Annotated in this window: 2 protein-coding genes; both read left to right on the forward strand. The window is 72.6% G+C overall.

The annotated features are described in order from the left end of the window. Window positions 1–8,132 (forward strand): type I polyketide synthase (locus HET64_RS32090; protein WP_215110667.1); only part of this gene is annotated, 8,132 nt, incomplete at its 5' end. Further along, window positions 8,129–9,317: beta-ketoacyl synthase N-terminal-like domain-containing protein (locus HET64_RS32095; protein ID WP_215110668.1), on the forward strand; the 1,189-nt coding region annotated here is incomplete at its 3' end. The genes HET64_RS32090 and HET64_RS32095, both read left to right, overlap by 4 nt.

Raw genomic sequence — 9,317 nt, forward strand, 5'->3', positions numbered from 1 at the left:
TCGCGGGGCGTTTGAGTGTGGAGGACGGTGCCCGGGTCGTTGCGTTGCGGTCCGGGGCGTTGCGGGAGTTGGCCGGTCAGGGGGCGATGGCCTCGCTTGCGCTGGACGTGGCGGAGGCGGAGGGGTTCTTGCCGTCGTCGGTGACGGTGGCGGCGGTGAACGGGCCGGGGCAGATCGTGGTGAGTGGTCCGCCGGAGGAGATCGCCGAGTTGTGCGTGCGCCTGGACGGACTGGGGGTGCGGGCGCGTCGGATCGAGGTGGATTACGCGTCGCATCACGCGCAGGTGGAGCAGATCGCCGGGGAGCTGCGGGCCGGGCTGGACGGGCTGTCCTCGCGCGGCAGCGGGGTGACGATGTGGTCGACGGTCACCGGCGAGGCGGTCCAGGACGAGGAGCTGGACGCAGCGTACTGGTACCACAACCTCCGCCAGCCGGTGCTGTTCGAGACCGCAGTCCGGGCCGCGCGTGCCCACCGCCATGCCCACTTCATCGAGCTGAGCCCCCACCCGGTGCTCGGGCTGGCGCTGTCTACCGTACTCGCGGACGGTTCCGGCGATGGCCACGGGCGGGTGCTGCACAGCCTGCGCCGGGATCAGCCCGAGGCCGCGCAGTTGTTGCGGAGTCTGGGTGCGGCCTGGGCCGCGGGTCTGCCGGTGGTGTGGCGGGAGTTGCTGCCTGTTGTGGAGCCGGTGGCGTTGCCCACGTATGCGTTCCAGCGGGCGCGGTATTGGCTGGATGCGCCGCCGCCCGCTGAGGTCGCGGTGGCTGGTTCCGGTGTGGATGCGTGGCGTTATCGGGTGGGGTGGACGCCGTTGGCGGTGCGGCACTCGGGTGGGCTGCACCGGAAGTGGCTGCTGTTGTGTCACGACCTGGCTGGTGCCGGTGAGGTGCGGCAGGCGTTGGAGCAGGCCGGGGCCCAGGTCGAGGTGCGGGTACTGCCGGACGGTCACTCCACCGATCGCGGCGAGATCGCGCGGCTGCTCATGGGCGCCGAGCACATCGCCTATCTGCCGGCCGGGTTTGACGGTTGTCCCCAGACCGGGACCGAGACCGAGACCGAGATCGGGACCGGGACCGAGACCGAGACCGAGATCGGGACCGGGACCGGGACCGAGGCCGAGATCGGGACCGAGACCGAGACCGGGACCGGGACCGGGACCGAGGCCGCGCCTGGTCTGTCGGTTCGGCTGGCTGTTGCGCTGAGCGTGATGCAGGCCGTGGCGGAGGTGGAGGGTGCCCGGTTGTGGGTGGTGACCCGTGGTGCGGTGTCGGCGCCGGGGAATGGTTCGGTTCCTGATCCGGTGCTGGCGGCGGTGTGGGGTCTTGGCCGGGTCTTCGGTCTTGAGCATTCGGGTCATTACGGTGGTCTGGTCGATCTGCCCGCTGTGTGGCAGGCCGGTACGGGTGGTCTGTTGGTCGCGGCGCTGGCGCAGTCGGTGGAGGATCAGCTGGCTGTCGGTGTGGAGGGGGTCTTCGTGCGCCGGTTGCGGCGTGCTCCGGCTTCGGTGGCCGGTCGTGATGTGCGGTGGCGTCCGAGTGGGACGGTGCTGGTGACCGGTGGTACGGGTGGTCTGGGTTCGCATCTGGCGCGGTGGCTGGCGCGGAGCGGGGCGGAGCATGTGGTTCTGGTCAGCCGGTCCGGGGCGCGGGCTCCGGGTGCGGTCGCGTTGGCGGAGGAGCTGACGGCGGCGGGTACCCCGACCACGGTCAGGGCCTGTGACATCACCGACGCGGGGCAGCTCGCCGAGGTCCTGGGCGGCACCGGCCACCCGCCCATCACCACCGTCATCCACGCCGCCGCGACGATCGAGCTGGCCCGCTTGCGCGACGCCACACCGGAGCACCTGAGCACCGTCCTGGACGCCAAGTGCACAGGCGCCGCTCACCTTGCCGATCTGCTCGGCGCCGACCACCCCGATGTCCGGCTGGTGCTGTTCTCCTCCATCGCCGGGATCTGGGGCAGCGGGGTGCACGGTGCGTACGCTGCCGCGAACGCGTATCTCGACGCGCTGGCCGAGAGCCGAGCCGCCACTCAGCCGATCACGTCCGTGGCGTGGGGCATCTGGGACACCGAGCTGGCCCTGGGGCGCGTCGACCCCGATCAGATGTACCGCCAGGGGCTGCCGTTCCTCGACCGTGACCGGGCGCTGGACGCGCTCGCGCAGGTTCTCGCCGGCGAGGAGGCGGTCCTCGCGATCGCCGAGGTCGACTGGCCCACCTTCGTCCCCGTCTTCACCGCGGCAAGGCCGCGGCCACTGCTCTCCGAGCTGCCCGAGGTACGAGCCCTCGAACCCGCCGAGCAGGACTCCACGGCCCCGGCCACATCCTCCTCGCCACTGGTGGAGAGGCTGGCCACGGCCACCGAGGCCGAGAGGGACGCGGCCCTGCTCGAGATGGTCCGGACCGAGGCGGCGTCCGTGCTCGGTCACACCGGCCTGGACGACATCGGCCCCCACCGGGCGCTCCGCGACGTCGGGTTCGACTCGCTGACCGCCGTCGACCTCCGTAACCGGCTCAGTGCCGCCCTCGGGGTCCGGCTGCCCGCGACGGTGGTCTTCGACTACCCCAGGCCGCTTGCTCTCGCCGCCTTCCTGAAGGCCGAGGTGTGGGGCGGCCGACCCGCCACCGACAGCTCCCCCCGGGCCGTGGCGTTCGACAGCGAGCCCCTCGCCATCGTCGGCATGAGCTGCCGTCTCCCCGGCGGTGTGCACTCCGCGGAGGACCTCTGGGACCTCCTCTCCGCTCAGCGCGAGACGGTCTCGGGCTTCCCCGCCGACCGCGGCTGGGACGCCGGCTCGCTCCATCACCCGGACCGTGAAGGCTCGAACGGCGTGTCCGCCCGCGGTGGAGGCTTCCTGCACGACGCCGCCCTCTTCGATCCGGAGTTCTTCGGCATCAGCCCCCGTGAGGCCCGTGCGATGGACCCGCAGCAGCGGCTGCTCCTGGAGACCGCGTGGGAGGCCTTCGAACACGCCGGGATCGACCCGGAGTCGTTGGCGGGAACCCCGACCGGCGTCTTCGTGGGCTCCAACTACCAGGACTACGGGGCGAACCTGGCAGCCGTTCCGGAGGGAACCGAGGGGCATCTGCTCACAGGCGGTGCGTCCAGCGTGCTGTCCGGTCGCATCGCGTACACCTTCGGCCTTGAGGGGCCGGCGGTGACGGTCGACACGGCGTGTTCGTCCTCGCTGGTCGGTGTGCACCTGGCAGCCCAGGCGCTGCGGCTCGGGGAGTGCTCGCTCGCGCTCGCCGGAGGCGTCGCCGTCATGGGGTCGCCGGGAGCCCTGCTCGCGTTCAGCAAGCAGGGCGCGCTGTCGCCGGACGGCCGCTGCCGGTCCTTCTCGGCAGAAGCGGACGGCATGGGCATGGCCGAGGGCGTCGGTCTGCTGCTGCTCGAGCGGTTGTCCGAGGCGGTGGCCAACGGTCATCAGGTGCTGGCCGTGGTGCGGGGCTCCGCGGTGAACCAGGACGGTGCGTCGAACGGCCTCACGGCTCCGAACGGTCCCTCGCAGCAGCGGGTGATCCGCCAGGCCCTGGCGAACGCGCAGGTCGACGCCGGTGAGGTCGACGCCGTGGAGGCCCACGGAACGGGCACCACACTCGGTGACCCGATCGAGGCGCAGGCCCTGCTGGCCACGTACGGCAAGGACCGGCCGGAGGGCCGTCCGCTGTGGCTGGGCTCGGTCAAATCGAACATCGGCCACACGCAGGCCGCCTCCGGCGTGACCGGGGTGATCAAGATGGTGATGGCGCTGCGCCACCACTCGCTCCCGGCCACGCTGCACGCCGACACTCCGTCGCCGCACGTGGACTGGGCGACGGGTGACGTACGGCTGCTGACCGAGGCGGTGCCGTGGCGGGCCGAAGGCCGTCCACGGCGGGCGGGTGTCTCCTCGTTCGGGGTCAGCGGCACCAACGTCCACATGATCCTGGAGGAAGCCCCTGCGGCCGGGGTGTCCACGGCGCAGGAGCCGACGGCAGGGGCGCCCATGGAGGGGGTACTTCAGACGCCGGCACTGCTGGGTGAGGGGCAGCAGGTTCCGTGGGTGGTCTCGGGCCGCGGGGATGCGGGCCTGCGCGGTCAGGCGGCGCGGTTGGCGAGCTTCGTACGGGCCCAGCAGGCTGCGGGTGCGGTCGACCGCGCGTGGATCACGGGCGTGGCCGCCGGGCTGGCCGGCAGGTCCGCTCTTGAGCAGAGGGCTGTCGTCGTCGGCGCGGATGTGCGGGAACTGCTGGCAGGCCTGGACGAGTTGGCCGAGGACGGGAGGCCGTCGCCCGGGCGGACGACGGACCTCGGCGTGGTGTTCGTCTTCCCCGGCCAAGGTGGCCAGTGGATCGGGATGGGCCGCGAACTCCTGCTCTCGTGCCCCGTGTTCGCCGAACGGATGGATGCGTGCGAGCGGGCTCTGGATCCGTGGGTGGACTGGTCGCTGTCGGCGGTTCTGTCGGGTGAGGAGCGGGGGTGGTTGGGCCGGGTGGATGTGGTTCAGCCGGTGTTGTGGGCGGTGATGGTGTCTTTGGCGGAGGTCTGGCGGGCGGCTGGGGTTGTGCCTGATGCGGTGGTGGGTCATTCGCAGGGGGAGATCGCGGCTGCTGTGGTCGCGGGGCGTTTGAGTGTGGAGGACGGTGCCCGGGTCGTTGCGTTGCGGTCCGGGGCGTTGCGGGAGTTGGCCGGTCAGGGGGCGATGGCCTCGCTTGCGCTGGACGTGGCGGAGGCGGAGGGGTTCTTGCCGTCGTCGGTGACGGTGGCGGCGGTGAACGGGCCGGGGCAGATCGTGGTGAGTGGTCCGCCGGAGGAGATCGCCGAGTTGTGCGTGCGCCTGGACGGACTGGGGGTGCGGGCGCGTCGGATCGAGGTGGATTACGCGTCGCATCACGCGCAGGTGGAGCAGATCGCCGGGGAGCTGCGGGCCGGGCTGGACGGGCTGTCCTCGCGCGGCAGCGGGGTGACGATGTGGTCGACGGTCACCGGCGAGGCGGTCCAGGACGAGGAGCTGGACGCAGCGTACTGGTACCACAACCTCCGCCAGCCGGTGCTGTTCGCCGATGTGGTGCGGCGGTTGGAGGACGCGGGGCCCTGGACCTTCGTGGAGATCGGTCCGCATCCGGTGCTGTCGTTGCCGATGGAGCAGACGGTCACCGACGGGCGGGTGCTGCACACCTTGCGGCGCCACCGGCCCGAGACCGCGCAACTGTTCACCAGCCTGGGCGCGGCCTGGGCCGCCGGTCTGCCGGTGGTGTGGCGGGACCTGCTGCCCGCAGTGGAGCCGGTGGCGTTGCCCACGTACGCCTTCCAGCGGCAGCGCTATTGGCTGGACGCGCCCGCCTCGACGGCGGATGTCGCGCCGGCCGGCCTGACGCCGACGGATCATCCGCTGCTGACCGCGATGGCCGTCCTGCCCGGGGACGACGCCCGCCTGTTCGTCGGCCGGATCGCCCCGCACACCCACGCGTGGCTGCGGCCGTACATGACGTCCGGCTCGGTGGTCGTACCGCCCGCCGTCGTCGCGGAGATGGCCCTGCACGCCGGTCGGAGTGTGCACAGTTCCCGACTGGCGAACCTCACGATCGTCGAACCACTGGTGTTCCCCGCGGACGAGTCGGTCCAGGTCCAGCTCGTCGTCAGCGGGCCGGACGACGAGGGAGACCGACGGGTGGACCTCCACTCCCGCCCGGCCGACGGCATGGACGCCGACTGGCGCGGCCACGCCACCGGTCTGCTCCGCGTCCACCCGGGCGACGCACCGGCACCCGTCGTCACTCCCTGGCCCCCGGCCGACGCGGAACCGATCGCCGAAGACGTCGTACGCCATGCCCTCAGCGAAGGGGGATACGACACCGAGGACGTCCTCGCCCGGCTGGGACGGCTCTGGCGGTCCGGCGACGACCTGCTGGCCGAAGGGCGCGTACCGGCAGGAGAGGAGCTTGCCTCCGACCGGTTCACCCACGCGTTGCTCCAGGCCGTCGGCGCGCTGACGATGGAGGCCACCCCCGAACCACGCCTGGCCAGCCACTGGCGCGATCTCGTGGCGGTTCCCGGTTTCACCGGAGACGTCCGAGCACGGGTGACCCCGACCGGCCCCGACACGCGGTCGCTGCACCTGACGGGCGCCGACGGCACGCCGGTGGCCGACGTGGGTGAGCTGACCCTGCGGCCTCCGACCGCCGCGCAGGCACGTGCGTGGCACCGACCGCTGCATCGCCTGGTCTGGGAAGCGCTCGGTGTGCCGGCCCAGCCCCCCGTACCCGGCCGTTACGCCGTGGTGGGCGGGGAAGAGGACCACCTCTTCAAGGAGCTGCGGCGCCAGGGGGCCGATGTCCGCCCGTGCGCGGAGCCGGCCGAGGCGACCGGAGCGGAGACCGTCCTCGTCCCGGTCGGGCCGGTCGGCACGCCCGCACCCGGCCAGGCACACACGGCGGTGGCCCGTCTCCTGCCGATCGTGCAGTCGTGGCTGGCGGACGAACGGTTCGCGGACGGCCGCCTGCTACTGGTGACCCGCTCCGCGGTCGCCACCGACGGCGGCGACGTGGCGGACCTGGCCGGTGCCGCCGTCTGGGGCCTGGCCCGGTCGATCCAGGCCGAACACCCCGGCCGGCTGGTCGTCGTCGACATCGACGAGCGCGACGAGTCGGTACGCGCACTGCCCGCCGTGCCGGCCACCGGCCAGCCGCAGGCGGCGCTGCGGGCCGGTGCGCTGTTCGTGCCCCGACTGCGCCCCGTGCCGCGATCGCGTGCCGTGGAGGGCCGGAAGACCGGCGAGGCGCCCCTCCTGGACCCCTCCGGAACGGTCCTCGTCACCGGCGCCACCGGCACCCTCGGCGGTCTGGTCGCGCGACACCTGGTCCACGAGCACGGGGCCAGCCGACTCCTCCTCGTCGGCCGCCGGGGCGCGACCGCGCCCGGCATGCCCGCGCTGGTCGGCGAGCTGACCGGGGCGGGGGCGGACGTGACCGTGGAGAGCTGTGACGTCGGCGACCGGGACGCGCTGGCCGCGGTGCTCGGCGCGGTACCCGCGGCACATCCGCTCACCGCGGTGATCCACACGGCCGGGGTGCTCGACGACGGAATCGTCACCTCACTGACCGGCGACCGGTTCGCCTCCGTGTTCCGCCCCAAGGCCGATGCCGCGTGGCACCTGCACGAGCTGACCCGCGAGCAGCCCGCTCTGCGGACCTTCGTGCTGTTCTCCTCGGCGGCGTCCACCCTCGGCACGCCCGGACAGGGCAACTACGCCGCCGCGAACGCGTTCCTCGACGGGCTGGCCCATCGGCGCCGGGCCGAGGGGCTGCCCGCCACCTCGGTCGCCTGGGGCCTGTGGGCGGAACGCAGCGGGATGACCCAGCACCTGGGCGAGGACGACGTGCGCCGCATCCTCGGCGGAGGGGCCGCCGAGATGTCCAGCGCCGAGGGCCTCGCCCTGTTCGACGCCGCCCTGGCCGCCGACCTGCCCTTCACGGTGGCAGGCGTCGACACGACCCGCCGGGCGGCCGCGGTACTGCCTCCCGTGCTGTGGGAGACGAACGGTGCGGTGCCGCGAACCGCCGCCGGAGCGGCCCCGGGGTCCGAGACGTTCGCCCAGCGACTGGCCGGCCTGCCGGAGCGGGAGCGGGAGGAAGCCGTACTCACCCTGGTCCGGCGCACGGTCGCCGACGTACTCACGCACGCCGACGCCGAACGTGTGGACCCGGACCGCGCGTTCAAGGAGCTCGGCTTCGACTCGCTGACCGCGATGGAACTGCGGAACCGGCTGGCCGCCGCCATCGAGCACAGGCTGTCGGCGTCGCTGGTCTTCGACTTCCCCACCCCACGCGCCCTCGCCGCGCACGTACGCGGCGAGCTGTTCGGATCCGCCGTCATCGACCCGGTGTTCGCACACCTGGCCGAGCTGCACACCACCCTGGCGGCCCTGGAGGCCGACGAAGCGGTCCGCGACAGGCTGGTCGCCCGCCTCCAGGGGCTGGTGGCCGTGCTCACCGACACCGCGACGCACCGGGGCCGGCCACCGGAGCCGGACACCGACGACGACAGCGACATCCAGGCCGCCACCGCGGACGAGGTGTTCGCGATTCTCGATCAGGAATTCGACGACTCGGCGGCCCCCTACGGGCCGCAGGGAGGTAGTGCACGATGACCGAGGACGCGAAGCTCCTTGACTACCTCAAGCGGGCCACATCGGAACTGCGCCAGACACGGCGGCAGTTGAGCGAGGCCGAGGCGCGCGGGCGCGAACCGCTCGCGATCGTGGCCATGAGCTGCCGGTTCCCCGGTGGGGTGGAGTCGCCCGAGGAGCTGTGGGACCTGGTCGCCGCAGGCGGCGACGCCATCTCCGACTTCCCGAAGGACCGGGGCTGGGACCTCGACGCGCTGTACGACCCGGACCCCGAGCGCAGCGGTACGTCCTACGTCCGTGAGGGCGGCTTCCTCTCCGACGCGGCCGACTTCGACGCCGAACTGTTCGGCATCAGCCCGCGCGAGGCCCTCAGCATGGATCCGCAGCAGCGGCTGCTCCTGGAGACCTCGTGGCAACTGTTCGAGCGCGCGGGCCTCGATCCGCACGGACTGGCCGGCAGCCGGGTGGGCGTGTTCGTCGGCACCAACGGGCAGGACTACGCCCACCGGTCCGACGACGTCCCGCAGGAGGACGAGGGCTACTCCCTCACCGGCAACGCGGCGAGCGTGGCATCGGGCCGGGTGGCCTATGTGTTCGGGCTGGAGGGTCCGGCGGTGACGGTGGACACGGCGTGTTCGTCGTCGCTGGTGGCGATGCACCTCGCGGCGCAGGCCCTGCGTTCCGGCGAGTGCTCCATGGCACTGGCGGGTGGCGTCTCCGTGATGTCGACGCCCCGGACGTTCGTGCAGTTCAGCCGGCAGCGGGGCCTGTCGGCCGATGGACGGTGCAAGGCCTTCTCGGCCGCGGCGGACGGTACGGGCTGGGGCGAGGGTGTCGGTCTGCTGCTCCTTGAGCGTTTGTCGGACGCGGTGGCGAACGGTCACCGGGTGCTCGGTGTGCTGCGGGGTTCGGCGGTCAATCAGGACGGTGCGTCGAACGGTCTGACGGCGCCGAACGGTCCGTCGCAGCAGCGGGTGATCCGGCAGGCGCTGGCCAGTGCGGATCTCTCCGCGACGGACGTGGATGTCGTCGAGGCGCACGGTACGGGTACGAAGCTGGGTGACCCGATCGAGGCGCACGCGTTGTTGGCGACGTACGGCCAGGACCGGCCGGAGGGGCGTCCGTTGTGGCTGGGTTCGGTGAAGTCGAACATCGGGCACACGCAGGCGGCGGCCGGTGTGGCCGGGGTCATCAAGATGGTGATGG

It is taken from the genome of Streptomyces sp. McG3, assembly GCF_018619185.1.
In the GTDB taxonomy this organism is placed as follows: domain Bacteria; phylum Actinomycetota; class Actinomycetes; order Streptomycetales; family Streptomycetaceae; genus Streptomyces.